Origin of the sequence: Tessaracoccus oleiagri (genome assembly GCF_900103275.1) — a bacterium.
Classification (GTDB): domain Bacteria; phylum Actinomycetota; class Actinomycetes; order Propionibacteriales; family Propionibacteriaceae; genus Arachnia; species Arachnia oleiagri.
Genome location: NZ_FNGP01000002.1, coordinates 294,324 through 320,300, shown reverse-complemented (window position 1 = coordinate 320,300; position 25,977 = coordinate 294,324). Strand labels below are relative to the sequence as shown.

The 25,977-nt window shown below is 70.6% G+C and carries 24 protein-coding genes and 1 riboswitch; of the genes, 11 read left to right on the top strand and 13 right to left on the bottom strand.

Annotation, left to right across the window (positions count from 1 at the left end; translation table 11 throughout):
- Positions 1 to 55: 55 nt before the first annotated feature.
- Together BLR46_RS06470 and BLR46_RS06465 are read right to left on the bottom strand one after the other, a co-directional pair.
- Positions 56 to 1,000 (bottom strand): carbohydrate ABC transporter permease, encoded by a 945-nt coding sequence (locus tag BLR46_RS06470; protein WP_093250113.1) that lies wholly within the window; start codon positions 998 to 1,000, stop codon positions 56 to 58.
- Positions 997 to 1,998 carry a carbohydrate ABC transporter permease gene (locus tag BLR46_RS06465; RefSeq protein ID WP_093250110.1) on the bottom strand — a complete coding sequence of 334 codons (1,002 nt, stop codon included), beginning with the start codon at positions 1,996 to 1,998 and terminating at the stop codon, positions 997 to 999. Before BLR46_RS06465 ends, BLR46_RS06470 begins: the two co-directional genes overlap by 4 nt.
- A gap of 167 nt (positions 1,999 to 2,165) precedes the next feature.
- Here BLR46_RS06465 and metG point away from each other — a divergent pair, with 167 nt between their 5' ends.
- Positions 2,166 to 3,950 carry a methionine--tRNA ligase gene (metG, locus tag BLR46_RS06460; protein WP_093250109.1) on the top strand — a complete coding sequence of 595 codons (1,785 nt, stop codon included), beginning with the start codon at positions 2,166 to 2,168 and terminating at the stop codon, positions 3,948 to 3,950.
- Here metG and BLR46_RS06455 read toward each other — a convergent pair.
- The 4 genes from BLR46_RS06455 to BLR46_RS06440 form a co-directional block, all read right to left on the bottom strand.
- The gene (locus BLR46_RS06455; RefSeq protein WP_245701557.1) at positions 3,947 to 4,546 is read right to left on the bottom strand and encodes a uridine kinase family protein; all 600 of its coding nucleotides are present in this window, start codon (positions 4,544 to 4,546) and stop codon (positions 3,947 to 3,949) included. The genes metG and BLR46_RS06455 overlap by 4 nt on opposite strands.
- The gene (locus tag BLR46_RS06450) at positions 4,540 to 6,354 is read right to left on the bottom strand and encodes a DUF2207 domain-containing protein (protein WP_093250108.1); all 1,815 of its coding nucleotides are present in this window, start codon (positions 6,352 to 6,354) and stop codon (positions 4,540 to 4,542) included. The genes BLR46_RS06455 and BLR46_RS06450 overlap by 7 nt, the downstream gene beginning before the upstream one ends.
- An 87-nt stretch (positions 6,355 to 6,441) precedes the next feature.
- Positions 6,442 to 8,097, bottom strand: a complete 1,656-nt coding sequence (locus BLR46_RS06445; protein WP_093250107.1) for a phospho-sugar mutase — start codon at positions 8,095 to 8,097, stop codon at positions 6,442 to 6,444.
- Positions 8,098 to 8,108: 11 nt separating this feature from the next.
- A complete protein-coding gene (locus tag BLR46_RS06440; protein ID WP_093250106.1) occupies positions 8,109 to 8,903 on the bottom strand; it encodes a purine-nucleoside phosphorylase in 795 nt (264 codons plus the stop codon).
- Between the two features lie 62 nt (positions 8,904 to 8,965).
- On the opposite strand from BLR46_RS06440, the gene BLR46_RS06435 reads away from it, so the two are divergent.
- Both BLR46_RS06435 and BLR46_RS06430 read left to right on the top strand, forming a co-directional pair.
- Complete coding sequence (locus tag BLR46_RS06435) at positions 8,966 to 9,835, top strand: aldo/keto reductase (protein WP_093250105.1); 870 nt, start codon at positions 8,966 to 8,968, stop codon at positions 9,833 to 9,835.
- A gap of 76 nt (positions 9,836 to 9,911) precedes the next feature.
- The gene (locus BLR46_RS06430; protein ID WP_218118371.1) at positions 9,912 to 11,312 is read left to right on the top strand and encodes an NAD(P)H-quinone dehydrogenase; all 1,401 of its coding nucleotides are present in this window, start codon (positions 9,912 to 9,914) and stop codon (positions 11,310 to 11,312) included.
- A 51-nt stretch (positions 11,313 to 11,363) separates the two neighbouring features.
- Here the strand turns inward: BLR46_RS06430 and BLR46_RS06425 are convergent, their stop codons facing one another.
- On the bottom strand, positions 11,364 to 13,037 hold the full coding sequence (locus BLR46_RS06425) for an AMP-binding protein (protein ID WP_093250100.1): 1,674 nt from the start codon (positions 13,035 to 13,037) through the stop codon (positions 11,364 to 11,366).
- Between the two features lie 193 nt (positions 13,038 to 13,230).
- On the opposite strand from BLR46_RS06425, the gene BLR46_RS06420 reads away from it, so the two are divergent.
- Positions 13,231 to 14,043: a hypothetical protein gene (locus BLR46_RS06420; RefSeq protein ID WP_143008234.1), complete on the top strand. Its 813-nt coding sequence runs from the start codon at positions 13,231 to 13,233 to the stop codon at positions 14,041 to 14,043.
- A 42-nt stretch (positions 14,044 to 14,085) separates the two neighbouring features.
- Here BLR46_RS06420 and BLR46_RS06415 read toward each other — a convergent pair whose 3' ends face one another.
- Positions 14,086 to 15,888 carry an acetyl-CoA carboxylase biotin carboxylase subunit gene (locus BLR46_RS06415; protein WP_093250771.1) on the bottom strand — a complete coding sequence of 601 codons (1,803 nt, stop codon included), beginning with the start codon at positions 15,886 to 15,888 and terminating at the stop codon, positions 14,086 to 14,088.
- Between the two features lie 33 nt (positions 15,889 to 15,921).
- Here BLR46_RS06415 and BLR46_RS06410 point away from each other — a divergent pair, with 33 nt between their 5' ends.
- On the top strand, positions 15,922 to 16,416 hold the full coding sequence (locus BLR46_RS06410; RefSeq protein ID WP_093250095.1) for an NUDIX hydrolase: 495 nt from the start codon (positions 15,922 to 15,924) through the stop codon (positions 16,414 to 16,416).
- Positions 16,413 to 16,829, top strand: coding sequence for a hypothetical protein (locus tag BLR46_RS06405; protein ID WP_093250093.1), 417 nt, complete (start codon positions 16,413 to 16,415; stop codon positions 16,827 to 16,829). Before BLR46_RS06410 ends, BLR46_RS06405 begins: the two co-directional genes overlap by 4 nt.
- A 4-nt stretch (positions 16,830 to 16,833) precedes the next feature.
- On the opposite strand, the gene BLR46_RS06400 is transcribed toward BLR46_RS06405, so the two are convergent.
- The 3 genes from BLR46_RS06400 to BLR46_RS06390 are packed head-to-tail and all read right to left on the bottom strand — an operon-like array spanning position 16,834 to position 19,207.
- Complete coding sequence (locus BLR46_RS06400) at positions 16,834 to 17,448, bottom strand: Maf family protein (protein WP_245701554.1); 615 nt, start codon at positions 17,446 to 17,448, stop codon at positions 16,834 to 16,836.
- The gene (locus BLR46_RS06395) at positions 17,433 to 17,636 is read right to left on the bottom strand and encodes an acyl-CoA carboxylase subunit epsilon (RefSeq protein WP_093250088.1); all 204 of its coding nucleotides are present in this window, start codon (positions 17,634 to 17,636) and stop codon (positions 17,433 to 17,435) included. Before BLR46_RS06395 ends, BLR46_RS06400 begins: the two co-directional genes overlap by 16 nt.
- Positions 17,633 to 19,207, bottom strand: a complete 1,575-nt coding sequence (locus BLR46_RS06390; RefSeq protein WP_093250769.1) for an acyl-CoA carboxylase subunit beta — start codon at positions 19,205 to 19,207, stop codon at positions 17,633 to 17,635. Before BLR46_RS06390 ends, BLR46_RS06395 begins: the two co-directional genes overlap by 4 nt.
- 86 nt (positions 19,208 to 19,293) lie before the next feature.
- Between BLR46_RS06390 and BLR46_RS06385 the strand changes: the two genes are divergently transcribed.
- From BLR46_RS06385 to purE, 4 genes are read left to right on the top strand one after another with little or no spacing between them, the layout of a single operon-like run.
- Positions 19,294 to 20,082 (top strand): biotin--[acetyl-CoA-carboxylase] ligase, encoded by a 789-nt coding sequence (locus BLR46_RS06385; RefSeq protein ID WP_245701552.1) that lies wholly within the window; start codon positions 19,294 to 19,296, stop codon positions 20,080 to 20,082.
- A gap of 13 nt (positions 20,083 to 20,095) precedes the next feature.
- Positions 20,096 to 20,602, top strand: coding sequence for a PH domain-containing protein (locus BLR46_RS06380; RefSeq protein ID WP_093250085.1), 507 nt, complete (start codon positions 20,096 to 20,098; stop codon positions 20,600 to 20,602).
- 55 nt (positions 20,603 to 20,657) lie between these two features.
- Entirely contained in the window at positions 20,658 to 21,809 is a 1,152-nt protein-coding gene (locus tag BLR46_RS06375; RefSeq protein ID WP_093250083.1) for a 5-(carboxyamino)imidazole ribonucleotide synthase, read from the top strand.
- Positions 21,802 to 22,305 carry a 5-(carboxyamino)imidazole ribonucleotide mutase gene (gene purE / locus BLR46_RS06370; RefSeq protein WP_093250081.1) on the top strand — a complete coding sequence of 168 codons (504 nt, stop codon included), beginning with the start codon at positions 21,802 to 21,804 and terminating at the stop codon, positions 22,303 to 22,305. Before BLR46_RS06375 ends, purE begins: the two co-directional genes overlap by 8 nt.
- A 52-nt stretch (positions 22,306 to 22,357) precedes the next feature.
- Here the strand turns inward: purE and BLR46_RS06365 are convergent, their stop codons facing one another.
- A complete protein-coding gene (locus BLR46_RS06365; protein ID WP_245701550.1) occupies positions 22,358 to 23,545 on the bottom strand; it encodes an LCP family protein in 1,188 nt (395 codons plus the stop codon).
- A 107-nt stretch (positions 23,546 to 23,652) separates the two neighbouring features.
- Here BLR46_RS06365 and BLR46_RS06360 point away from each other — a divergent pair, with 107 nt between their 5' ends.
- Positions 23,653 to 25,179, top strand: a complete 1,527-nt coding sequence (locus BLR46_RS06360) for an LCP family protein (RefSeq protein ID WP_093250078.1) — start codon at positions 23,653 to 23,655, stop codon at positions 25,177 to 25,179.
- Between the two features lie 7 nt (positions 25,180 to 25,186).
- Here BLR46_RS06360 and BLR46_RS06355 read toward each other — a convergent pair whose 3' ends face one another.
- A complete protein-coding gene (locus BLR46_RS06355) occupies positions 25,187 to 25,816 on the bottom strand; it encodes a YkoF family thiamine/hydroxymethylpyrimidine-binding protein (RefSeq protein WP_093250076.1) in 630 nt (209 codons plus the stop codon).
- Positions 25,817 to 25,855: 39 nt separating this feature from the next.
- Positions 25,856 to 25,968, top strand: a riboswitch (TPP riboswitch).
- Positions 25,969 to 25,977: the final 9 nt, after the last annotated feature.

The following is a 25,977-nucleotide window of genomic DNA, read 5'->3' as shown; positions in this document are numbered from 1 at the left end:
ACAAGGAAGGGGCGGCCGGAGCCGCCCCTTCCTTCATGTCCGCGTCGCCTGCGGCTCAGCCCTTCAGGCCGCCGCTGGAGAGGCCCTGGATGAAGTACCGCTGCCCGAAGGCGAACAGCAGCAGCATGGGCAGCGTCACGACGAGCGCCGCGACCATCACGTACTGGTAGTCGCCCTCGCCGCCGGCGGTGGGGGAGAACTGGGTCATCGCGTAGTTGATGCCGAGCGGGACCGTGTAGTCCTCCACGTCGCCGAAGTTGAGGTAGATCAGGGCGCCGGTGAAGTTGTTCCAGGCGGCCTGGAACTCGAACAGGAACACGATGATCGCGCTCGGCAGCGTGAGGGGGAACGCGATCCTCGTGAAGAGGCCGAAGTAGCCGCACCCGTCCACGCGGGCGGCCTCGAACAGCTCGCGGGGCACGCCCATGTAGAACTGCCGCATCAGGAAGATGTAGAAGGCCGAGCCGAACAGGGCGCCGCCCCACAGGGGGACGTGCGTCCCCAAGAAGCCCAGGTACTTCCAGATCAGGTAGTTCGGGATCAGGGTCACGGCACCGGGCAGCATCATCGTCGCGAGGACGATGCCGAACAGGATGTTCTTCCCCGGGAACCGGAAGTAGGCGAACCCGAACGCGACGGCGGAGGAGGCGAGCGTCATCAACAGCGCCGCCGCGACCGCGATGAAGATCGAGTTGCCGAGCCAGCTGAGCAACGGCAGCCGGTCCCACACCTCGACGTAGTTCTCGGGCGTGAACGTCTTCGGGATCAGCCGGTTGTCGAACACCTCTCCGCGGGGTTTCAGGCTCGCCGAGACGAGCCACAGCAACGGGTACATGAAGAGGGCCGCGAGCGCGAGCAGGATGATCCAGCGGATGCCCTCGAAGAGCCACTCCCGCAACCGCCACCCCTCGGGGCCGCGACGCCTCGGCGCCGGGGCCGGGGTGCCGGGCGCGCGGACGGCGGCGGTGATCTCGGACTGGTTGGTGGCGGTGGTGGTCATCGTTTGCCCCCTTCGTAGTAGACCAGCCGTTCGCCGACCTTGAGCTGCACCACGGTGATCAGCAGGATGATCACGAACAGCAGCCAGGCCATGGCGGCGGCGAGCCCGAAGTTGAACTGTTGGAAGGCCTGCTGGTACAGGTACACGCCGTAGAACAGGGCGGCTTCGGGGGCCGCGGAGTTCGCGCCGTCCCGGTAGAACAGCAGGTACGCCTGGTCGAACACCTGCAGCGACGCGATCGTGAGCGTGATGACGATGAAGAACAGCGTCGGGGAGATCATCGGCAGCGTGATGTTGCGGAAGCGGCTGAGTCGGCCCGCCCCGTCGAGCGCGGCCGACTCGTAGAGCTCCTTCGGGACCGCCTGAAGCGCGGCGAGCAGGATCACGGCGGACCCGGCGACGCTCCACGCCGACATCACGACGATGGAGGGCTTCACCCAGTCCGGGTCCAGCAGCCACTGGGGGCCCTGGATGCCGATCATGTCGAGGCCCTTGTTGATCGCGCCCTGGTTGCCGTTGAGCAGCAGCAGGAAGACCGCGGCGGTGGCGACGGCGGGCGTCATCTTCGGCAGGTAGTAGATGACGCGGAAGAGACCCGCACCCCGTCGCACCGAGTTGAGCAGCATCGCGATGAGGAGCGCCATGGAGACCTCCACGGGGACCGCCATCAGTGCGAAGGTGAAGGTGTTGCCCAGCGAGCGCAGCACGCGGGGGTTCTGCGCGAGCTGCTCGAAGTTCTCCGTCCCCACGGGGTCCATGGTGTTGGTGGCCAGGTCGTAGTCGGTGAAGGACAGCACCAGGCTGTAGCTCATGGAGATCACGGTGAACACCAGGAAGCCGATGATCCACGGCGTGATGAACAAGAGTCCGGCGATGGCCTCCTTGCGGTTGTACTTCTCGCGGGACCTCTGCGCGCGCCGGCCCCGTCGCGGCTGGTACTCGGCGGCCAACTGGCGCGTCGCCATCGGACCCCCTGGATCGGCGGATGCCGTAGTCATGGCCCCCTCCCCTCTCGGTACGCTTCTGTGTTGGTCATGATGCACCTCGGGAGGGTCGCTTCTCCGTGGGGAGCGGCTGGCGCGGGGCCGGAGCGGCGCCTCGGCCCGGGTCTGGGGCCGTTCGCAGGTGGTGAGGGGCCACGTCGCCGGACGATAGACTGACCGCCATGTCCGACATTCTCAACGCCGTCGCCTGGCCCTACGCCAACGGCCCCCGTCACATCGGCCACGTGTCCGGCTTCGGAGTCCCCTCCGACGTCTTCTCGCGGTTCATGCGAATGCGCGGGCACAACGTGCTGATGGTGTCGGGATCCGACGAGCACGGCACGGCGATCCAGGTGAAGGCGGACCAGGAGGGCCTCACCGCGCGCGAGACGGCGGACAAGTACCACGCACAGATCGTCCGCGACCTGCAGGGGCTGGGGCTGAGCTACGACCTCTACACCCGCACCACGACCCCGAACCACGCCGCGGTGGTCCAGGACGTCTTCACCGCGCTCCACGACAACGGCTACATCTTCGCCGAGACGCAGATGGGGGCGATCTCTCCGTCGACCGGGCGTACGCTGCCGGACCGGTTCATCGAGGGCACCTGTCCCCACTGCGGCTACACCAACGCGCGCGGCGACCAGTGCGACAACTGCGGCAAGCAGCTCGACCCGGCCGACCTGATCGACCCGAAGTCGCGCATCAACGGGGAGACGCCGGAGTTCGTCGAGACCGAGCACTTCTTCCTCGACCTGCCGAAGCTCGCCAAGCAACTGGGGGAGTGGATCGACACCCGCACGGACTGGCGGCCGAACGTGCTGAAGTTCAGCCACAACCTCCTCGAGGACCTGCGGCCCCGCGCCATCACCCGAGACCTGGACTGGGGCGTGCGGATCCCGCTCGACCAGTGGCGCGACGCTCCGATGAAGCGCATCTACGTCTGGTTCGACGCCGTGATCGGCTACCTCTCGGCGACGAAGGAGTGGGCCAAGCGCTCCGGCGACCCGGAGGCCTGGCGCCGGTTCTGGAACGAGCCCGACACCAAGTCCTACTACTTCATGGGCAAGGACAACATCGTCTTCCACTCGGTCATCTGGCCCGCCATCCTGCTCGGCTGCAACGGTCAGGGCGAGGCGGGCGGCAGTACGCGCGAGTCGCTGGGCGAACTCCAGCTGCCCACGGAGGTCGTGAGCTCCGAGTTCATGACGATGAAGGGCTCCAAGGTCTCCAGCTCGCGGGGCGCGTCGATCTTCGTCACCGACTTCCTCGCGGAGTTCGGGCCGGACGCCCTGCGCTACTACATCGCGGTCGCCGGCCCGGAGAACCAGGACACCGACTTCACGTGGGAGGAGTTCGTGCGGCGCACGAACTTCGAGCTCGCCAACGAATGGGGCAACCTCGTCAACCGGTCCATCTCGATGGCGCACAAGAACGTGGGCGCCATCCCGGAGGCCGGCGAGCTCAGTGACGAGGACAAGACCCTGCTCGACGAGTCCCGCCGCGCGTTCGACACCGTCGGCGACCACATCGAGGCGCGCCGTTTCAAGGCCGGCATCACCGAGGCGATGCGCATCGTCGGTCTCGCCAACAAGTACCTCTCCGACATGGAGCCGTGGAAGCTGAAGGACGACCCCGTCCGCCGCGACACGGTCCTCCACGTCGCGCTGCAGGTGGTCTCCGACTGCAACACGCTGCTCACCCCGTACCTCCCGCACTCGGCGCAGAAGATCTTCGAGGCGCTCGGCGGGGAGGGTCTGTGGGCCGCGCAGCCGCAGGTCGTCGAGGTCAGCGACGGCGACCTCACCTACCCGACCCTGCAGGGCGACTACGACGCGCAACTCGCGAAGTGGGAGCACCGGCCGATCGTCGCTGGGACGCCACTCGCGAAGCCGTCGCCGCTGTTCGCGAAGCTCGACGAGAAGCTCGGCCAGACCGGGCCCAGCTGGGCCCCGATCCCCGCCTAGGAGTCGGCGCCCGCGGCGCGCCGCACCAACCGGAGCGCCCGCCGCATCGGCATCGGCTCGAAGCCGGCGGCCAGCGCCGCCTCGCGGAGCCTGGGCTCGTCGCGGTAGAGGGCCACGCCCCGCCGGAGGAGCACCGTCGGGCGCTTGCGCTTCTCCTTGAGGTCGCGCGCCAGGCGGCGGGAGAAGTTGTTGGCGCGCGGACGGTCGAGCCATATCGCGCGTGCCGGCAGCCCGGCCCGTCGGACCGCTGCAAGCGTCTGGGGGGCGAACACACCCTCCGCGAGTATGACCTTCGAGTCATGACAGTCGAGGACCCGCGCGCCCACCCGTCGGGACAGCGAGATGTCGTAGACGGGCACCTCCGCCACGCCCTCGTCGAGCAGCGTGCGCAGCGCGGTGAGCGCCTCGTCGGCGTTCCAGGAGCGGGCGTCGTCCCAGTCGGTGATGCCGATCGGGGAGCGGGGCAGGCCGGGGTGGTCGAGGTCGTGGTAGAACTCGTCGAGCGACAGGGCCGCTACGCCGCCGAGGCGCGCCAGCCGGGACTTGCCGCTGCCGGAGGGCCCGGCCACCAGGAGGAGGGTTCGCGCGTTCACCACGAACCGACGCTACCGCCCCCGAACCCGCCACCGCCACTGAAGCCCGAGCCGCCGGAGGAGCCGCTCGAGGCCTGCGCCGCGGCGTACGACGCCGCGGAGGCGGACATCGCGGAAGAGAACGAGTTCGAGAAGCCGTGCATCAGCGAGGCGAAGTAGTAGGGCGACACGTAGGCGTCCGCGAGCAGCCAACGCGTGTCGGTCTGGTAGCGGCCCTCCTGCTCCAACTGCGCGAAGACCTTGCCCCAGCGGTCGGCGACGCCGAAGATCATGGCGTAGGGGAGGTAGCGGCTGAAGACGTCGATGCCCTCCTCGAACTTGATCTGGTTCGCCTCCGCGGTGCGCAGGTACAGCTCGAACCCGCGCGCCTGCGCCAGCATCGCGGAGCCCTCCGCGGTGCGCTGACTGGCCTCCCCGGCGACGAGGAACAGCCCGAGGGCGAGGATCAGGAACGGTAGCCCCACGAGCGCCAGCGACTGGTTCCACAGCAGCACCCCGAGCCCCGCCCCGACGAGCGCGGAGAGGACGGCCAGCGAGATGTAGCCGGCGCCGGCGGTGCGGGGGTTCTTGGTGAACCAGCGTCGGTGCACCATCGCGCTGTAGAGGCCGCTACGGGCCCCCGACATCACGGTGTGGAAGTCCTTCTCGCGCAGTTCCTCCATCGTGCGGGTGCGGGCGCCCTTGAAGATGCGGTGCAGGAGCGTCGACTCGAACTCCTGCAGCGCGGAGGTGTCCTTGCCGGTGAGCCGCATGGTGAAGTTGCGGCCCGAGCGGTCCGGGATGATCTGGAGGTAGCCGCGAACGGCGAGGTCGATGAGGGTGGCCGACACGTCGATCCCGTCCGCCGTCGCGTCGATGAGCGTGCCCACCTCGCCCGGGGTGGCGCCCTTCGGTGGCTGGAACTGCACGGCGACCGGGATCTTGCTGGTGTCCTGCAGGCCGACGCGTCCCTCCTCGCCGCGGGTGGGTGTGGTGCCGGGGGTGAGGCCCAGGTACACGAGGTCGCGTTTGTTGCGGCGGTGCAGCACGGCGGATCCCGCGATCGCCGCGACACCGAGGGCACCGGCGACCGCGTAGCCACCGACGCCGGGCGTGAGGTTGGACATCAGCGACGGCACCCGGGTGCGGACCTGCTCCACGCCGCCGAAGGTGCCGGCGGGGAATCCGGCGACGACCTGCAGGGGTTGGCCGGGCGGCAGTTGCGCGAGCTGCGACACGGCCCTGCCCTCGCTGATCCGTGCGTCGCACTGCTGGTCGTACGCGGAGCCTGTGAAGCAGGCGGCACGCTCCACAGGCACCGGGCCGCCGACCGTGACCGTGAGGTCGGTCACGTCGGAGTCGTTGCCGCTGAAGACGTTCCAGTTGAACTCGTCGAGGCCGGACTCGGGGTGGTCGCTCACCACGATGCCCGACAGGGTGAACTCGATCCGGTAGTCCTGGGCAGAGTAGTTCACGACGTCCTCGTTGCCGATCCGCCACACGACGGCGGTGCTGGAGGTGTCGACGCTGAGGTCGGTGCGCGCGCCCGTCGACGAGCTCACCCGGGGCCGGGAGTACTCGAAGTTGTACCAGTAGTCGCGGTCGTTGCCGTCGTACTGCTTGGTGGAGAACTGCAGGATCGGCCCGCGGCCGGAGAACTGCCCGAAGTCCATCGTGAAGTCCATGACCACCTCGGCCACGCCGTCGTCGCGAAGGTTGACGTCGACGTCGTAGCGGGTGATGGGAGCGCTGGTGGCCGCCTGCGCCGGCAGGGCCGGGAGCAGGACGACGAGGAGACCGAGGAGAGCAGCGATGAACGCCCGGCGGATCATGCCCCTACTGTACCGACGAGGCGCCCGGGGCGGTTCCGCTGGGAGACGTTGCACCAAGCTCGGTGCAAGGTCTCCCAGCGGAGCGGCTCAGGCGTCGACGCCGAGGGCGGCGGCCATCTCCCGACGCAGGTCGGCGAGTTTCCCGGCCGCCTCGGCACGGGCCGCGGCGACGTCGTCGCGCGGGTCCAGCCGCACCTCGAGGTAGCACTTCAGCTTCGGCTCGGTGCCGCTCGGACGGGCCACGACGTGCACCCTCCGCCCGGTCAGCTCGACGGCGTCCGTGGGCGGGAGCCCGTCCTTGCCGCCGCTGAGGTCGTCGACGGCCACCGGCTCGCCGAGGAGCGTCGCGGGAGGGTTGGCGCGCAGCCGCGCCATCGCGTCGGCGATGAGGGAGAGGTCGGCGACGCGGACCGACAGCTGGCTCGTCGCGTGCAGCCCGTAGCGGGCGGCGATCTCGTCGAGCCGGTCCGCCAGCGTGCGGCCCTCCGCCCGGAGCTCGGCGACGATGCGCAGCACGGTGATCGCGGTGGAGATCCCGTCCTTGTCCGGCACCGCCTTCGGGTCGACGCAGTAGCCGATGGCCTCCTCGTAGCCGAACGCCAGGTCCGGGACGCGACCGATCCACTTGAACCCGGTCAGCGTGGTGCGGTGCTCCCGCCCGGCGTTGCGGGCCATGGTGCGCAGGAGGGTGGAGGAGACGACCGAGTTGGCGAACACCCCCGGGACGCCGCGGCGGATCGCGTCGTCGCCGAGGATCGAGCCGAGCTCGTCGCCCGTCAGCATCCGCCAGGCTCCGTCGATTCTGGCGGCGACGGCGCACCGGTCGGCGTCGGGGTCGTTGGCGACGACCACGTCGGCCTCGGTCTGCTCCGCCAGTGCCAGCGCGAGGTCGATCGCGCCGGGTTCCTCAGGGTTGGGGAAGGAGACGGTGGGGAACTCGGGGTTCGGGTCCGCCTGCTGCGCCACCTCGTGCGCGGCCGGGAACCCGGCCGCCGCCACAGCCTCGCGGACGACGCGGGTGCCGACGCCGTGCATCGCGGTGTGCACCCAGTTGACGTCGCGGGGCGCCACGTCGGGGACGAGGGACGCCACCCTCGCGACGTAGGCCTCGCGGAGTTCGTCTCCGACGATCCTGCGCTGGTCGGCGCGGGGGAGGGAGGCCCAGTCGCCGGCCGCGACGGCGGCGATCTCCTGGGCGATCTCGGTGTCGGTCGGCGGCACGATCTGGGACCCGTCGCCCAGGTAGACCTTGTAGCCGTTGTCCTGCGGCGGGTTGTGCGACGCGGTGACGACGACACCGGCCACGCAGCCGAAGTGCTGGATGCCGAAGGCGACCACGGGGGTGGGGGTCGGCTCGTCGACGAGCAGGACCTCGAAGCCGGCGCCGGCGAAGATCTCCGCGGTGTCGAGCGCGAACTCGGCGCTCTTGTGCCGGGCGTCGTAGCCGACGATGACCTTGCCGCCCTCGTGGCGCTGCCGCGACAGCCAGCGCGCGAACCCGGCGGCGGCCTGGGTGACGACGACGCGGTTCATGCGCGACGGGCCGGGGCCGAGGGGGCCGCGCAGGCCGGCGGTGCCGAACTCGAGCGGGCCGGCGAACGCGGCGCGCAGCTCCTCCAAGGCGGTGCCGACGAAGTGCGGGTCGTCGGCCTGGGCCTGCACGATGAGCTGGTCGAGCTGCTCTCGGGTGTCGGGGTCGGGGTCGGCGTCGCGCCAGCGGGTGGCCTCGTCGATGAGTTCCATCGTCGTCCTCCTCACAGCGCCGCGACGACGACGCTCAGCAGGGACGCGAGCCGGGGCCCGGCGTCCTTGCCCGCCTGCAGCACCTCCGCGTGGTCCAGATGGTCCTCGCTCATGCCCGCGGCCGCGTTGGTGACCAGCGACAGGCCCAGCACCTCCAGCCCGGCCTCGCGTGCAGCGATGGTCTCGAGCGCGGTGGACATGCCGACGAGGTCGCCGCCCAGGATGCCCGCCATCCGCACCTCGGCCGGGGTCTCGTACTGGGGACCGTGGAACTGCACGTACACGCCCTCCGGGAGCGAAGCGTCGACGGTGTGCGCCAGGTCGCGGAGCCGCTTGGAGTAGGCCTCCGAGAGGTCGACGAAGGTGGCCCCGACGAGCGGGGTGGCGCCCGTCAGGTTGATGTGGTCCTTGATGAGCACGACCGTGCCGGGCGCCCACTCGGGGTTCAGGCCGCCGCAGCCGTTGGTGAGCACCAGCTGCTTCGCCCCCCATGCCGCCGCCGTGCGGACGCCATGGACGACCGGCGCCACGCCCCGGCCCTCGTAGAAGTGCGTGCGCCCGGTGAAGACGGCGGCGGTCCTGCCGCCGGCGGTGCGGACGACGCGCAGCTGGCCGCCGTGCCCGGCGACCGCGGGCTTCGCGAACCCGGGCACCTCCTCCAGCGGTGTCTCGGCGACCAGCTCCCCGAGCTGGTCGGCTCCCGCGGACCAGCCCGAGCCCAGCACGAGGGCGACGTCGATCGTCGGGGAGAGGTTCCGCAAGTGGGCCGCGGCGGCTTCGGCGAGGTCGAACGGAGATTCAGTCATGGCCGGAAGTCTAGGGGCTGAAGATTCCGGCCGGGGCCCATCCGGAGGGCAGACTGAACGCCATGAGAATGATCACGCTGGCCGACCGGGAAGTACCGGTGCTGGGGCAGGGCGCGTGGAAGATGGGTGACTCGCGCTCGGGGTGGGACGACGAGGTCGTGGCACTGCGCACGGGGATCGACCACGGCATGACGCTCGTCGACACCGCTGAGATGTACGGCTCCGGCCGGTCGGAGCAGCTCGTCGGCGAGGCCATCCGGGGGCGGCGCGACGAGGTGTTCCTCGTGTCCAAGGTGATGCCGTCGAACGCGAGCCGGAAGGGAACGATCCGGGCCTGCGAGGCGAGCCTCCGGCGGCTGGGCACCGAGCGGCTCGACCTCTACCTACTGCACTGGCCGGGCTCGTACCCGCTGGAGGAGACGTTCGGCGCCTTCGACGAGCTGCGCCGACAGGGGAAGATCGGCGCCTGGGGCGTGTCGAACTTCGACCGCCCGCTCATGGTCAGGGCGTCGTCCGTCGCTCGCCGGCAACGGGCGGAGGACCCGGCGAGCCAGGACCGCCCGGCGACCAACCAGGTCCTGTTCAACCTGCGGCGTCGCTGGCCCGAGGCGGGACTGCTCGACGACCTGCGCGGGGCGGGGGTCCCGCTCATGGCGTACTCGCCCATCGACCAGGGCGCCCTCGCCGAGGGCGGGCCGCGAGCGGCCGCCCTGCGCGCGGTCGCCGAACGCCATGGCGCGACGGCCGCGCAGGTCGCGCTGGCCTGGGTGGTCTCGGTGCCCGGCGTGTTCGCGATCCCCAAGGCCTCGACGGAGCAGCACGTCCGCGAGAATGCCGCCGCCGCGGACATCGTGCTCTCCGCGCAGGACCTCGCCGACCTCGACGCCGCGTTCCCGCCGCCGGAGCACGACGCACCGCTCGAACTCATCTGACGCAGGGGAGTCTTCCGGCGCACCGTCCGGACGCAGGCCCGACCCGGCGACGGCTTCCTGTGGAAAGATGAAGGGCGTGACCAAAGTAGTGATCATCGGTGGTGGACCTGGCGGTTACGAGGCGGCCCTCGTCGGGCAGCAGCTCGGCGGAGACGTGACCCTCATCGAACGCGACGGGATGGGCGGGGCGGCGGTCCTCACCGACTGTGTGCCGTCGAAGACCCTGATCGCGACGGCCGAGGTGCTCGTGCGGATCGAGACGGCCAAGCAGCTCGGGCTCCGGGTCGAGGGCGGCATCGACGCGATCTCGGTGGACGACGCCGCGGTCAACAAGCGCATCGTCGACCTGGCGCTCGCACAGTCCAACGACATCGCCGAGCGACTCAAGTCCGACGGCGTGAAGATACTGAAGGGCCGGGCGCGGCTGGAGGGCCCCCGTCGCGTCATCGCGCAGCTGGACAACGGCGACGAGCGGTTCTTCGACGCCGACATCGTCCTGCTCGCCACCGGCACCACCCCGCGCGAACTGCCCGACGCGCCGAACGACGGCGAACGCATCCTCAACTGGAAGCAGCTCTACGCGCTCGACCAGCACCCCGAGAAGCTGATCGTCGTCGGCTCCGGCGTGACCGGGGTCGAGTTCGCCTCCGCCTATCACGCGCTCGGCTGCGACGTCGCCCTCGTCTCCTCGCGGAAGCAGGTCCTCCCCGGGCAGGACAGCGACGCGGCGGCAGTGCTCGAGCGCGCGTTCACCTCACGAGGCATCGACATCGTCGGGGAGTCCCGCGCCGCCGGCGCGCGCCGCGAGGGCGACAGCGTCATCGTCACCCTCACCGACGGTCGGGAGATCAAGGGGACCCACGCGCTGTTCGCCGTGGGCGCCATCCCGAACACCCAGGACCTGGGGCTCGAGAGCGCCGGAGTCAACGTCACGGAGTCGGGCCACATCCCCGTCGACCGCGTCTCCCGCACCAACGTCCCGGGCGTCTACGCCGCGGGCGACGTCACCGGCGTCTTCCCGCTCGCGTCCGTGGCCGCCATGCAGGGCCGCATCGCGATGTACCACGCGCTCGGCGACGCGGTCACCCCGCTCGACATCAAGCAGGTCTCCTCGAACGTCTTCACGTCGCCCGAGGTGGCGACGGTGGGCATGACGCAGGAGGAGGCCGACACCGGCGCCATCAAGGTCGCGACCGTGATGGTGCCGATGGCGAGCAACGCCCGATCCAAGATGCAGAACTTCAGGGACGGGTTCGTGAAGCTCTTCTGCCTGCCGACGACGGGCATCATCGTCGGTGGCGTCATCGTCGCGCCCCGGGCCTCCGAACTGATCCACGCCGTCACGCTGGCGGTGTCGCAGCGGATCACCGTGGACCAGTTCAGCCAGGCCTTCACCGTCTACCCGTCGATGTCCGGCTCCGTGGCCGAGGCCGCCCGACGGCTGCATCGTCGCGACGAGGAACTGCTGACGAGCTAGGAGCGAGCGCTTCGAGACGCTCGTTCCTCGCTCCTCAGCGATCGGGGCGGGTCAGCCCCGCAGCTCGGGGAAGTCCTCGTAGCGGAAGTCGGACACCTCGACGTCGGAGTCGTGCTCTCGGGCGCGCAGCACGACGCGGCGCACCTTGCCGCTGATGGTCTTCGGCAGGTCGGCGAACTCGACCCGCCGCACCCGCAGGTAGGGAGCGAGCCGCTCCTTGGCGTGCCTCAGGATGGACAGCGCGGTGTCGCGGTCGGGTGCGAAGCCCTCGGCGAGCTTGACGTACGCCTTCGGTACCGCCAGCCGGATCGGGTCCGGGGCGGGCACGACGGCGGCCTCCACCACGGCCGGGTGCTCGATCAGGGCGGACTCGAGCTCGAACGGGGAGATCTTGTAGTCCGAGGCCTTGAACACGTCGTCGGTGCGGCCCACGTAGGTGATGTAGCCCTCGTCGTCGACGGTGACGAGGTCGCTGGAGTGGTAGCGCCCGTCCGCCTGCGCCGTCTCCGCGCCGCCGATGTAGCCCGACATCAGGTTGTACGGCCACGGGGCGAGGCCGAACGTGATCTCGCCGTGGCGCGACTCCTCGCCGGTGTCGGGGTCGATGATGCGCGCGTCGACGCCCGGCATGAGCTTGCCCATGGAGCCCGGCTTCACCGGCTCGCCGGGCGCGTTGCCGATGGTGCACGTCGTCTCGGTCTGGCCGTAGCCGTCGCGGATCGTGAGCCCCCACGCGCGCTCGACGGTGGAGATCACCTCGGGATTGAGCGGCTCGCCGGCGCCCACGATCTCGCGCAAGGCTGACGGCTTGGCGCCCAGGTTCGCCTGGATCATCATCCGCCACACGGTGGGCGGGGCGCAGAAAGTCGTCACCTTCGCGTCCTCGAGCTGCCGCAGCATCTCGGCGGCGTCGAAGCGGTGGTAGTTGAAGCTGAACACCGTCGCCTCGGCCAGCCAGGGCGAGAAGAAGCTCGACCAGGCGTGCTTGCCCCAACCGGGGGAGGAGATGTTGAGGTGCACGTCGCCGGGGCGGACGCCGATGAAGTACATCGTCGAGAGGTGGCCGACCGGGTAGCTCAGCTGCGTGTGCACGACGAGCTTGGGGTCCTTCGTCGTGCCGGAGGTGAAGTAGTACAGGACGGGATCGCCGGCGTCGGTCACCACCTCGCGGGGAGTTGCCGGCAGGGACGCGGCGTCCGCCATCGGTAGCCACCGGTCGTGGGCCGGCCCGGTCGTGATGAACACCGGACCCTCGATCCCGTCGAACTTGTGCTCGTCCTCGGGGTTGGCGACGACGGCGCGCACCCCGGCGGCGGGGATGCGATCGGCGAGGTCGAGTGGCTGCAGCGCCTGCGCCGTGGGGAGTATCACGGCGCCGATCTTCATGACGGCGAGCATCGCCTCCCACAGCTCGATCTGGTTGCCGAGCATGAGCATGACGGTGTCGCCCTTGCCGAGGCCCTGCGCGGTCAGCCAGCCGGCCAGCCGGTCGGAGCGCTCCACCAGTTCGGCGTAGGTGTGGCGCTCGTCGCCGCCCTCGGTGTCGCGGATCCAGAGGGCCGGCTTGTCGCTGTCGCGACCGATCGCGTCGAACCAGTCGATCGCCCAGTTGAAGGCGCCGGAGATCTCGGGCCAGCGGAACTCGCGACGGGCGACGTCGCCCTCGCCCCGCCACGAAAGGAGCGCGTCCCTGGCTTCGCGGATGGCGTCGGTGGCTGCGGACATCAGGCTCTCCCTACTACCTACGGTTGCGTAAGTACCGACCCAGAGTAGCCCCGTGTTCCCGGTCCGGAGCAGGCCCGAAACGGGCGTCTCTCTGCCGCCCGCGCGGCCGCTGTGCACTACCTACAAGTCAACCGGAATCAGTCTTGTAGGCGGCTGTAGACTGGATCCCGACCCAAAACCGTTAGGACGCGCCGTGGATTTCCTTCTGTTGATGTTCATCATCTTCGTGATCCTCGGGCCTGTCATGGGCTACAGCCGGTACACGAACCGTCAGCAGATGCCCCCCGGCCAGCAGCCCCAGGAGTTGTACGGCCCCCAGCCGTTCGGCCAGCCGGGTCCGTACGGGCAGATGACGCCGTACGGTCAGCCGGGCCCGTACGGCCGGCCGCAGTACCAGCAGCCGATCACCGCCGAGGCGTTCAACGCATCCAAGGCCGCCCTCGAGGACGACATCACGACGTTCGGCGGCGAGCTCCGCGACCTCGACCTCGAGGTCGTCGGGCGTGAACTCTCCCCGGAGGCCAACGAGGACTACACCCGGGCCCTGGACGCCTACGACGGAGCCAAGACCCAGCTCGAGCGCACCCGCTACGCCGACGACCTGAAGCGCGTCGCGGAGATCCTCGAGGACGGGCGCTTCGCCGTGGCGACGGTGAAGGCCCGCGTCAACGGGCGCCCGCTTCCCGAGCACCGCCCCCCGTGCTTCTTCGACCCCGCCCACGGCCCATCCGCGGAGGACATCATGTGGGCGCCGCAGGGCGGTGCCCCACGCAAGGTCCCGGCCTGCGCGGCCGACGCCCAGCGCGTCCGCCTCGGCAACGACCCCTCGATCCGCATGGTCGGCTACGGCGCGCAGATGGTGCCCTACTGGGACAACCAGGCCTACGCGCCGTATGCGCAGGGTTACTACGGCCGGTACGGCATGGACCCCGCCATCCGTGGCCTCGCGCAGGGCGCGCTCATGATCGGCGGCTTCTCGCTCCTCATGGGGCTGTTCGGCGAGTAACCCGGAGCGGTCCGGTACGGAGACCGGCTCCGGACCGCCGCCTCACTCGGCGTCGACGATCTCCAACAGGATGTCGCCGGCCGACACCGCCTGCCCCTTCGTGATCTTCAGGTGCTTGATGACCCCGCCGCGGTGGGCGTCGAGCGGCTGCTCCATCTTCATCGCCTCGATGACGGCGATCGTGTACCCCTCGGCCACCGCCTCACCCTCCTCGACGTTCACCTTGACGATCGTCCCCTGCATGGGCGCGGGGAAGGCGTTGCCGGTGGGCGCGGACACCTTGGCGCCGCCCCGGTCGCGCTTGGTGGGCTTGCGCTTGCGGGGCTGTGCCGCCGGCGCGCCGAGCCCGCCGGGCAGCTTCACCTCGACGCGCTTGCCGTTGACCTCGACGGTGATGACCTCCGGCTCGGGCGCCTCGTCGGGCTCCCCGATGGTGCCGGCGTAGGTGGGGATCTGGCCGTCGAACTCCGTCTCGATCCAGCGCGTGTGCACCGTGAACTTATCGCCGACGAACGCCGGATCGTCCAGGACCGCCTTGTGGAACGGCAGCACGGTGGGCATCCCGTCGACCACCATCTCGTCGAGGGCGCGCCGCGCCCGCTCGATCGCCTGCCCGCGGCTCGCGCCGGTGACGATGACCTTGGCGACCAGCGAGTCGAACGCACCCGGCACCGTCATGCCGACGTGGTAGCCCTCGTCGACGCGGACGCCGGGCCCGGTGGGCGGGTTCCACTTCACGAGCGTGCCGGGGGCGGGCATGAAGTTGCGGCCGGCGTCCTCGGCGTTGATGCGGAACTCGATGGAGTGCCCCCGGATCTCCGGGTCGCCGAAGCCGAGAGGTTCCCCGTCGGCGATCCGGAACTGCTCGCGGACGAGGTCGAGGCCGGTGACCTCCTCGGAGACGGGGTGCTCCACCTGGAGGCGGGTGTTGACCTCGAGGAAGGAGATGGTGCCGTCGAGGCCGACGAGGAACTCGCAGGTGCCGGCACCCACGTAGCCCGCCTCCCGGAGGATGGCCTTCGACGAGTCGTACAGCCGCTGGACCTGGTCGTCGCTGAGGAACGGCGCGGGGGCCTCCTCGACGAGCTTCTGGTGCCGGCGCTGCAGTGAGCAGTCGCGCGTGGAGACGACGACCACGTTGCCGTGCTGGTCCGCGAGGCACTGGGTCTCGACGTGGCGCGGCTTGTCCAGGTAGCGCTCGACGAAGCACTCGCCCCGGCCGAACGCGGTGACCGCCTCGCGGGTGGCCGACTCGAAGAGGTCGGGGATGTCCTCGATGCTGCGCGCCACCTTGAGTCCGCGGCCGCCGCCGCCGAACGCGGCCTTGATCGCGACGGGGACGCCGTGCTCGCGCGCGAAGGCCACCACCTCGTCGGCGTCCGCCACCGGGTCCTTGGTGCCGGGCACCAGCGGCGCGCCGACCTTCTGCGCGATGTGGCGCGCCCTGACCTTGTCGCCCAGCGCCTCGATCGCGGACGGGGGAGGGCCGATCCAGGTGAGGCCGGCGTCGATGACGGCCTGCGCGAAGTCGGCGTTCTCGGCGAGGAACCCGTAGCCCGGGTGCACCGCGTCAGCGCCCGAACGCCGCGCCACGTCGATCAGCTTCCCGATGTTCAGGTACGTGTCGGCGGGTGTCGCACCGCCGAGCGCGTACGCCTCGTCGGCGAGCTTCACGAACAGCGCGTCGGAGTCGGAGTCGGCGTACACCGCCACGGACCCGATGCCGGAGTCCCGCGCCGCCCGGATCACGCGCACCGCGATCTCGCTGCGGTTGGCGACGAGTACCTTCGAGATGGCCACATTGCCCCCTGTCTTCAGGTTTGAGTCACTTGGGAGTCTAGCCATCTCCACTTGGAGGTGTGACTAGAGTCGTGATCCGTGGGCACCCCCGACTTCATCCTCGAGCTGCGCCGCCACGTCGGCCACGCTCCCCTCTGGCTGACCGGCGCGACGCTGGTGTGCCTCCGCGACGGCGACACCGGCCCCGAGGTGCTGCTCGAGCAGCGCGCCGACAACGGGCTCTGGACGCTGGTCAGCGGGATCATCGACCCGGACGAGCACCCCGTCGAGACGGCCCGCCGCGAGGCGCGGGAGGAGGTCGGCGTGGACGTGGAGGTCGGCCGCATGCTGTGGTGCCTCGTCGGCGACAAGATCACCTACGGCAACGGTGACGTCGTCCGCTTCCTCGACCACGGCTTCGCCGGCCGCGTCGTGTCCGGGGAGCCGCACGTCGCCGACGACGAGTCCGTAGCCGTGGGCTGGTTCCCGGTCGGCGCGCTGCCCGAGCCCCACCGGCCCCGGCTGCCCCGTCTCGTCCGCATCGCGGTCGAGGAGCCGGCGGACGTGGTCTTCTCGCTGGACGGTGATCGATGAGGACCGGCACGCGGGTCGTGGCCGCGCTCGCAGCCGTCGTCGCGCTCGCCGGCTGCACCGGGGAGGAGCCGACGATGACGCCCGCCACCCAGCCGGCGCAGACCCCCGCCGTCCCCGCCGACGGTGTCGCGCTCACCGACCGGGGGTTCGAGTTCGCCCCGGCCGGCCTGTCCGTGCCTGCGGACGCCATGATCGTCGAGGAGATCGACCAAGTGAACAACGTCACAGTCGTGTTCTCCGCGCCGACCGGCGCCGAATTGGCCGCCTACTACCGTCGGGTGCTGCCCGAGCTGGGCTTCACGATCACCGACGACGCCAACAACTCGCTGCTGTTCTCCGATGACCAGTGGGACGGCGCCTTCACCGCCAACGGCGCCTACTCCGCGCTGACGCTGCGCACCGACTGGGAGTGAGCCGTCACCGGTCCCAGAGGGTGTGCCAGCCGACGCCCATGTCGATCACCATCTGCCGCACCAGCGGCAGGCTGATGCCCACCACGTTGTACGGGTCGCCGATGATGCTCGTCACGAAGGCCCCGCCAAGCTTGTTGATCGAGAAGGCGCCGGCGGCGTTGATCGGCTCGCCGGTGGCCGCGTAGGCGATGGCCTCGTCGTCGGAGATGTCGGCGAAGTTCACGGTGGTGGACCGCACCTGCACCTGCGCCTGCGAGTCCCCGTCGCGGCGCACCATCACGTAGTGGCCCGTGTGGATGATCGCGGTGTGACCGCGCATCCGGCGCCACAGGGCCACCGACGCCCGCTCGGTGCGCGGCTTGCCGTGCACCTTGCCCTCGAACTCCAGCACGGTGTCGCAGGCCAGCACGATGACGTCACGGTCCGGCAGTTGCTCGGCGACCTGCGCCCCCTTGGCCTCCGCCAGCCTCGCGCACAGCGACGTGCCGACAGGGTCCTGGATGGCGCTCTCGTCGAAGCCCGACGGGATGACGTCGGCCCGGATGCCGGCGGTCTCGAGCACCTGCTGCCGGGCCTCCGACTTGGAGGCGAGCACCACCCGCATCAACGGCGCCGCCACGCTTCGCGCCCGGGCACCAGCGGCGTGCGCATCACCCGGTAGTAGGATTTCCACCCGCCGGCCAGCGGCCGGTCGTCGGCGGAGTGCAGCCGCCGCGCGCGGCGCTTCGCGTTCAGCACCGCGACGAGGGCCGCGAACTCCTCGTCGGTGAGCGGGGTCCCGGTGATGGTGCGGAGCTGCTCGGTCATAGGGGAATGTTCCCATGCTTCTTGGGCGGCATCTGCCCGCGCTTGGTCCGCAGCAGCCGCAGCGCGCGGATGACCTGGGCCCGGGTCTCGTGCGGGTAGATGACCTGGTCGACGTAGCCCCGGTCCGCCGCGACGTACGGGTTGGTGAGCTCGTCGTCGTACTCCTGCACGAGCTTCGCCCTTTCGGCGACGGGGTCCTCCGCGGCCCCCAGCTGCTTGCGGTAGAGGATCTCGACCGCGCCCTGCGCGCCCATGACGGCGATCTGGGCGGTCGGCCAGGCGAAGTTGATGTCCGCGCCGAGGTGCTTGGAGCCCATCACGACGTACGCGCCGCCGTAGGCCTTGCGCGTGATGACGGTCAGCAGCGGCACCGTCGCCTCCGAGTAGGCGTAGATCAGCTTGGCGCCGCGGCGGATGATGCCCCGGTGCTCCTGGTCGACGCCGGGCAGGAAGCCGGGCACGTCGACGAACGTCAGGACGGGGATGTTGAACGCGTCGCAGGTGCGGACGAAGCGCGCCGCCTTCTCGGAGGAGTCGATGTCCAGGCAGCCGGCGAACACCGTCGGCTGGTTCGCGATGATCCCGATCGAGCGGCCCTCGATCCGGCCGAAGCCGGCGAGCAGCGAGCGCCCGAACAGCGGCATGACCTCGAGGAACTCGTCGTCGTCGAGGACGTTGCGGATGATCTCCAGCATGTCGTAGGGCTGGTTGGGGGAGTCGGGGATCAGGGTGTCGAGCTCGCGGTCGTGGTCCGTGATCGTGAGGTCTGCCTCGTCCTCGTCGTAGATCGGCGGGTCCTCGAGGTTGTTCTGCGGCAGGTGGCTCAGCAGGTCGCGCACGTACTCGATGGCGTCGTTCTCGTCGGCGGCGAGGTAGTGGGCGTTGCCGGACTTGGTGTTGTGCGCGCGGCCGCCGCCGAGGTCCTCCATCGAGACGTCCTCGCCGGTCACGGTCTTGATGACCTGCGGCCCGGTGATGAACATCTGCGACGTCTGGTCCACCATCACGACGAAGTCCGTCAGCGCCGGCCCGTAGACGTGGCCGCCCGCGGCCGCGCCCATGATCAGCGAGATCTGCGGGATGACGCCGGACGCGAGCGTGTTGCGGCGGAAGATCTCCCCGTAGAGCGCGAGGGAGACCACGCCCTCCTGGATGCGGGCGCCGCCGCCCTCGTTGATGCCGATCAACGGGACCCCGGTCTTGAGCGCGAAGTCCTGGATCTTCACGATCTTCTCGCCGTACACCTGCCCCAGCGCGCCGCCGAAGATCGTGACGTCTTGGCTGAACACGCACACCGGCCGGCCGTGGATGGAGCCGGTGCCCGTGATGACGCCATCACCGAACGGGCGCTTGGCGTCCATGCCGAACGCCGAGGTGCGGTGCCTCGAGAACTGGTCGAACTCGGCGAAGCTGCCCTCGTCGAGGAGCGCGAGGATGCGCTCGCGGGCCGTCATCTTGCCCTTGGCGTGCTGCTTTGCGACTGCGTCCGCCGAACCCGCGTGGATCGCCGCGTCGATGCGGCTCCCCAGTTCGGCGATACGACCCGCAGTGGTATGGGTGTCGATCTCCATGGCCCTCACCATAGCGCCCGGCGCCTTCCCGCCTCGGCGAGTTCCGCGAACGTACCGGGCCGCGACGAGGGGTATAGCCTGCTGCGGTGATCGCTGCACTTCCCGACGCCGACGCACTGCGCTCGCGCCTCCCGTCCACGACGATGTGGGGCCCGATCGACGTCGTCGCCACGACCGGTTCCACCAACGCCGACCTCTCCTCCGCGGCCCACGACGGCGCCCCCGGTGGCCGGGTCCTGGTGGCGGGGGAGCAGACCGCCGGCCGTGGCCGGCTGGCCCGCACCTGGGCGAGTCCGGCGGGCGCGTCGGTGTCGATGTCGGTGCTGCTGCAGCCGAAGCAGGACTGGTCGAGGTGGGGGTGGCTGTCGCTGCTCGCGGGCCTGGCGGTGTCGTCGTCGCTGGAGGCGCTCGCGCCCGAGGGCGTGCGGGTGGCGCTCAAGTGGCCGAACGACGTGCTGCTCGACGGCGGCAAGGTGTGCGGGATCCTCTCCGAGCGGGTGGAGTCGGCGGCGGGGCTGCGGGCGGTCGTCGGGATCGGGATCAACCTCACGCTGACCCGCGACCAGTTGCCGGTGCCGACCGCCACGTCGCTCGCCCTGGCCGGGTTCGACGTGACCGCGACGGACGTCGTCGCCGGCGTGCTGACGGAGTTCGAGCGCTACTACCGCGTCTGGGAGGCCGAGGGGACGCTGCGCGACGACTACGTGGCGCGCTGCGCGTCGATCGGGACGCCGCTCACGATCTCGGTCGCCGGGGAGCCGCCGCGGTCGGGTGTCGGGCGGGGCGTCGACGTCGACGGCAGGCTCGAGGTGGAGACCGCCGCCGGGCTCGAGCGATTCGCCGTCGGGGACGTCATCCACGCCCGTCTCGCGTGACAGACTGATCCGCATGGCGTTCAACGAGAAGCACCTCGGCGACGGCGAGGAGCTCGTCCTGAGGCTGCGCACGCACCCCAAAGTGCTCATCTGGCCGGTCGTCATCCTCATCCTCACCGGGGCTGCGGTCGGGGCCGGGCTGGCCTTCCTGCCCGCCGACTGGAAGCCGCTCGGGGTCTGGGCGCTGGTGGCCGTGGCGCTGCTCGTCGTGCTCGTCTTCGTGGTGCTGCCGTGGCTGCGCTGGTACACGTCGCAGTTCGCCGTGACCGACCGCCGCATCATCACCCGCCACGGCATCCTCAACCGCCGCGGCCACGACGTGCCGCTCAGGCGCATCAACAACGTCAACTACGAACGCGACCTGCTGGACCGCGTCCTCGGCTGCGGCACCTTGGTCCTCGAGACCGCTGCCGGTCAGCCGTTGGTGCTCCCCGACGTGCCCGACGTCGAGCGCGTGCACGTACGGATCACCGACCTCCTGTTCCGGGTCGGCCCCGACGGCGACGCCCGCGGCGAGTAGCCGCCCCCGCGGTCGGCCGCGGTCAGGGCCGTGGCCCGGCGGGTAAGGTGCTCCCGTGCGTTACTCAGTGGGAATCGTCGGGGGCGGGCAGCTGGCCCGCATGATGCATCAGGCCGCGATCAGCCTCGGGATCGACGTCCGGCTGCTGGCCGAGGGCGAGGGCGTCTCGGCCGCGCAGGTCATCCCGGACGCGTTCGTCGGCGACTACACCGACCACGACGACCTGCTCCGCTTCGCCGAGGGCGTCCAAGTGCTGACCTTCGACCACGAGCACGTGCCCACGAAGCACCTGCGTGAGATGACCGACGTGGCGGTGCGGCCCGGCCCCGACGCGCTGCAGTACGCCCAGGACAAGGCCGACATGCGCGAGCGGCTGAGCGCGCTCGGCGTGGCCTGCCCCGCATTCAAGGTGTGCGAGGGCGTCGAGGACGCGGTCGCGTTCGGCGACGCGCAGGGCTGGCCGATCATCCTGAAGACCTCGCGCGGCGGCTACGACGGCAAGGGCGTGTGGAAGGTGGACGGTCGGGCCGAGGTCGAGGAGGTGTTCGCCTCGAAGCCCGAGGTGTCCGCGGGGGAGCGGGTGCGCATCGTCGCCGAGGAGTTCATCGACTTCGTCCGTGAGCTGTCGGCCATCGTCGTGCGGTCGCCATCGAACCAGCTGGTCGCCTATCCGATCAGCGAGACGGTGCAGACCGGCGGCATCTGCGTCGAGACCACCACGCCGGCGCCCGGGCTCGACCCCGACCGCGCATCCGACCTCCAGGCCATGGCCATCCGGATCTCCACCGAACTCGGCGTCGTCGGGATCCTCGCCGTGGAGCTGATGGAGGCGCCGGACGGCCGCATCGTCGTCAACGAGCTGGCCATGCGCCCCCACAACACCGGCCACTGGACCATGGACGGGGCCGTCACGAGCCAGTTCGACAACCACATCCGCGCCGTCCTCGACCTGCCGCTCGGCGCCCCCGACCTCCGCGCGCCCGTCGTCGTGATGGCCAACGTGCTCGGCGGCGACGAGGAGGACCTCACCGGGGCCCTCCAGCACGTCTATGCGCGCGACCGGCACGCCCACGTGCACCTCTACGGCAAGGAGGTGAAGCCGGGCCGTAAGGTCGGGCACGTGACCTGCTACGGCGACGACCTGGACGACGTGCGCCGGCGCGCGCGGGACGCCGCCAACTACCTGATGGGGAGGAACGATGACTGATCCGCTCGTGTCGATCGTGATGGGGTCGGACTCCGACTGGCCGACGATGTCGGCCGCCGCCGACGCGCTGGACGAGTTCGGCGTCCCCTACGAGGCCGACGTCGTCTCCGCGCACCGGATGCCGGAGGACATGGTGCGCTTCGGCCGCGAGGCGCACGGCCGCGGGATCAGGGCGATCATCGCCGGCGCCGGCGGCGCCGCCCACCTCCCCGGCATGCTCGCGGCGCTGACCCCGCTGCCCGTGATCGGCGTCCCCGTCGCGCTGAAGTATCTCGACGGCATGGACTCCCTGCTGTCCATCGTCCAGATGCCCGCAGGCGTCCCCGTCGCGACGGTGGCGATCGGCAACGCCCGCAACGCCGGACTCCTCGCGGTCCGCATCCTGGCGGCCTCCGACCCCGCCCTGCAGGAGCAGATGGTGGACTTCCAGGCCGAACTCCGGGAGCTGGCCACGGCGAAGGGCGAGAAGGTCCGCTCGCACGCGCGCGGACGCTGAGCGTTCCGACGAGGAGTCGCGGTCCGGGCCGGTGCCGGCACGAGCCCGCCGACTACTTGTGATACTTCTCGAGCTCTGCGGTGTCGCCGGCTGCGATCGCGGCGAAGACCTCCTCGCTGGCCTCCTCGTCCCAGAGCACCGACGACCCAGCGCTCGTCTGGGCCGCCGGGTTCGACACGGGTACGGTCATCGAGATGCCGGAGCCGGTGAACCCCGAGATGAGGCCCACGCCAGCGCCGAACATGGTCGGGATCCCGGTGTCGGACGTGCGGGCCAGCGACGAGGCGGTGCCCATGTTGAGGTCCCACCAGCGCTTGGGGTTGAGGACGGTCATGGGGTTGATGGCGCGCTTCACGATCTGGCCGATCACCTCGCGCTGGCGCTCCATCCGGCCGAGGTCACCGCGGGGGTCGGCCTTCCGCATGCGGACGTAGGCCAGGGCGGTCGGTCCGTCGAGAACCTGGCAGCCGGCGCCGATGTCCAGGTGCGAGTCCTTGTCCTGCATCGGCTGCTCGGGGCAGACCTCCACGCCGCCCACGGCGTCGACCATGTTGGCGAGCCCGGCCATGCCGACCTCGAGGTACCCGTCGACCTTGATGCCCGTGTTGTGCTCGATCGTCCGGATCAGTAGGGGAGGGCCGCCGTAGGCGAACGCGGCGTTGAGCTTGTTGTCACCGCGGCCGGGGATCTCGACGAACGAGTCGCGGGGGAGCCCGAGCAGGACCGACTTCCCGCCCGGCGGGGTGTAGAGCAGCATCATCGTGTCCGTGCGTCGCCCGTCGGTGGAGCCGGTCCCGAGCCGCCGCTGTTCCTCGGGGGTGAGGTTGTCCCGGACGTCGGAGCCGACGAGCAGCACCGCGGTGCCGGGCTGGTCGGGGAGTTCGCTGTCGTACCCCTCGACGACGTCGATGGTGGACCAGGCGAAGATCGGCGTCCCTACCAAGAATGCGAGCCACAGCACCAGCAGGGTCAGGAACAGGTTGCGGATCGGGTGGCGACGACGCCGGCGCCGATGACGCTGCGGCGGCGGTGCGGCCGGCGGCGGACCGGAGGGGCCGGGGGCGCGGGCCGGGGGCGCCTCCTGGCGGTAGACATCATCAGCCGGGTAGCTCTGACGAGGATCGGGGTAGCCCTGCCGGGGGTCGGGGTAGCCGCCCTGCTGGGGCCCGCCGGACTGGCCGAGCACCCGCGTGTGCTCGTCGTCATCGCGGTAGAGCCAGTCCAGGTCGTCGCTTTTCACACGCACACGATACCCGCGCCGAATGTCCGCCGGTCGCGGCGCGCCTCGTCCTCGACGGCGCAGGGCTGCGACAATACTGGGGCCCAACCACCCCTAGGAGAACACTCGTGCCGAACGCCGCCTCGGATGCACGCCAGGTGCACAACCGTCGCGCGGTGGGCTTTCTGGTGATGTCGGCGCTGCTACCGGGCTCGGTGCAGCGGTTCGCGGGAAACCGCCGTATCGGGGCCCTCGCGCTCCGCACCTGGGGCGCCGTCGTCGCCCTGGTCGTCATCGTCGGGCTCGCCGCGTGGCTCGCCCCGGGACCGACGGTGTCCGTCCTGCTCACCCCTTGGGTGACGGTCCTGGCGAAGGTGCTGTTGTGGGGCCTCTTCGCGGGCTGGCTGCTGCTGCTCCTCGACGCGTGGCGGCTGGCGCGCCCGATGGACATGCCGAGGCGGCACCGTCTCGCGATGACGCTGGGGGTCGGCCTCCTCGCGATCACCGTCGGGTTCACCACCGGCTACATCGCGAACGCGTTCACCGCAGCGGGAACCGTGGGGGAGGTGCTTCCCGGGGGCGGCGACGTGGAGGAGAAGGCCGGCCGCTACAACGTGCTGCTCCTGGGCCTCGACTCCGCCGACGACCGCATCGGGATCCGGCCGGACTCGATCAATGTCGCCTCGGTCGACGCTGAGACAGGCCGCACCGTCCTGTTCGGCCTACCACGCAACATGCAGGGGGTGCCCTTCGCGGAGGACTCGCCCATGCGGGAGCCCTTTCCCGACGGCTTCCGCTGCCCGGAGAACGAGTGCATGCTCAACGCCGTCTGGACGGCGGGGGAGGCCCACGCCGCCCTGTTCCCGGAGGGTGTCGACCCCGGCCTGCAGGCTACGAAGGACGCCGTCGGCGCGACGCTCGGCCTGGAGCTCAACTACTACGCGATGGTCGACATGAACGGCTTCAGCTCCATCATCGACGCCATGGGCGGCATCGAGATGGACGTCATGAAGCGCATCCCGATCGGGGGCGGTGGATCGCCGGTATCCGGATACATCGAGCCGGGTGAGGGCGTGCTCCTCGACGGCCGCAACGCGCTCTGGTTCGCCCGTTCGAGGCACCAGTCGAGCGACTACGAGCGCATGCAGCGCCAGAAGTGCGTCCTCGCCGCGATGGCGAACCAGCTGGACCCGATGGTCGTCGCCACCCGGTTCGTCGAGCTGTCCCGGGCGGGCAAGGACCTGCTGCGCACCGACGTGGGCCGCGGCGAGGTCGTCGAGCTGGCGGAACTCGCGCTGCGGGGGCGCAACCTCGACATCGCCTCGGTGAACTTCATGCCCCCGCTCATCCCCAACACCGCCGACCCGGACTTCGCGCTCATCCGCGACACCGTCGCCCAGCACATCGCGGACGCCGAGCGCGCCGACGAGCAGCTCCCCACCGCCTCGCCGAGCGCCGCCGCCTCCCAGTCGGAGTACCCCTCAGCCGCCGCGGCGCCCACGTCGGCCTCGCCCGTCGACACCGAGACGGGCTCCAAGGCCGAGCCGTCGGAGTCCGGGACGGCATCGACGGCGTCGACCGCCGAGGGCGATCCGTCGGCCTACGTGGAGGAGACGGAGACCGACGCGCTGGCCGTCGTCTGCTCCGCCGCCTGAGCGCGGCTCAGTCGGCGATCCGGCTGGGGCTGTTGATCGAGATCGTGGCGTGGGTGGTGACGTGCTGCACGTGCGCACCGACCATGAGCCAGCCCGACGCGATGGTGCCGAGCACGTCGGCGAGGTCGCCGTCGAGCCTGGTGGCGAAGTGGTCGGAGCCGCTGAAGGTGCCGTTGTCCTTGGCGAGCCGGATCGCGTCGTAGATGCCGGTCATGTGCTCGCCGCCGCCGTGCCCGTCGAGCAGCGGGTAGAGCGACCAGTGCGCCCGCGCCCGCACGCCGGTGGGCTCCAGCGCGACCGGGGCCCCGCCGATGGCCGTGACGCCCGGGGGCAGCTCGCACTGGAGCTCGCCCGGGCAGCCGCGCGACAACAGGATCCCGGCCGAGAGGTGGGCGCCGCTGGCCGCCGCGTGGGCGATGACGTCGCGCAGGTAGCGGAGGATGTCGGCCTCCCCGCCGGCGACGAACGTCGAGATGTCGCCGGTCTCGACGGTCAGCCCGGACGCGTCGGCCGCACCCAACGCGTCGAGGATGATCGCCACGTACCGGTCGTCGTAGACCGACAGCGTGAAGCGGGCGCCCACCCCGTACTGGGCGGGGGTCAAGGTGTCGGCGGAGGGATCGGGCTGCAGCGTCACGCGGGTCTCCTTGTCTCGGACGGGTTCCCACGGTAGCGTGCTGGCCGACACGGGAGTCCGGGAGAGACCGGGCTGAGAGGAAGGTTTCCTGACCTTCGACCGTCGAACCTGATCTGGGTAATGCCAGCGCAGGGAGGCACCTCTTACAACGACCCGTGCCC

Bases quoted from the DNA above. Each gene is read 5' to 3' on its own strand.
- BLR46_RS06470 (WP_093250113.1), bottom strand. From the start codon at position 1,000: ATGACCACCACCGCCACCAACCAGTCCGAGATCACCGCCGCCGTCCGC.
- BLR46_RS06465 (WP_093250110.1), bottom strand. From the start codon at position 1,998: ATGACTACGGCATCCGCCGATCCAGGGGGTCCGATGGCGACGCGCCAG.
- metG (WP_093250109.1), top strand. From the start codon at position 2,166: ATGTCCGACATTCTCAACGCCGTCGCCTGGCCCTACGCCAACGGCCCC.
- BLR46_RS06450 (WP_093250108.1), bottom strand. From the start codon at position 6,354: ATGATCCGCCGGGCGTTCATCGCTGCTCTCCTCGGTCTCCTCGTCGTC.
- BLR46_RS06445 (WP_093250107.1), bottom strand. From the start codon at position 8,097: ATGGAACTCATCGACGAGGCCACCCGCTGGCGCGACGCCGACCCCGAC.
- BLR46_RS06440 (WP_093250106.1), bottom strand. From the start codon at position 8,903: ATGACTGAATCTCCGTTCGACCTCGCCGAAGCCGCCGCGGCCCACTTG.
- BLR46_RS06435 (WP_093250105.1), top strand. From the start codon at position 8,966: ATGAGAATGATCACGCTGGCCGACCGGGAAGTACCGGTGCTGGGGCAG.
- BLR46_RS06425 (WP_093250100.1), bottom strand. From the start codon at position 13,037: ATGTCCGCAGCCACCGACGCCATCCGCGAAGCCAGGGACGCGCTCCTT.
- BLR46_RS06415 (WP_093250771.1), bottom strand. From the start codon at position 15,888: ATGGCTAGACTCCCAAGTGACTCAAACCTGAAGACAGGGGGCAATGTG.
- BLR46_RS06405 (WP_093250093.1), top strand. From the start codon at position 16,413: ATGAGGACCGGCACGCGGGTCGTGGCCGCGCTCGCAGCCGTCGTCGCG.
- BLR46_RS06395 (WP_093250088.1), bottom strand. From the start codon at position 17,636: ATGACCGAGCAGCTCCGCACCATCACCGGGACCCCGCTCACCGACGAG.
- BLR46_RS06390 (WP_093250769.1), bottom strand. From the start codon at position 19,207: ATGGAGATCGACACCCATACCACTGCGGGTCGTATCGCCGAACTGGGG.
- BLR46_RS06380 (WP_093250085.1), top strand. From the start codon at position 20,096: ATGGCGTTCAACGAGAAGCACCTCGGCGACGGCGAGGAGCTCGTCCTG.
- purE (WP_093250081.1), top strand. From the start codon at position 21,802: ATGACTGATCCGCTCGTGTCGATCGTGATGGGGTCGGACTCCGACTGG.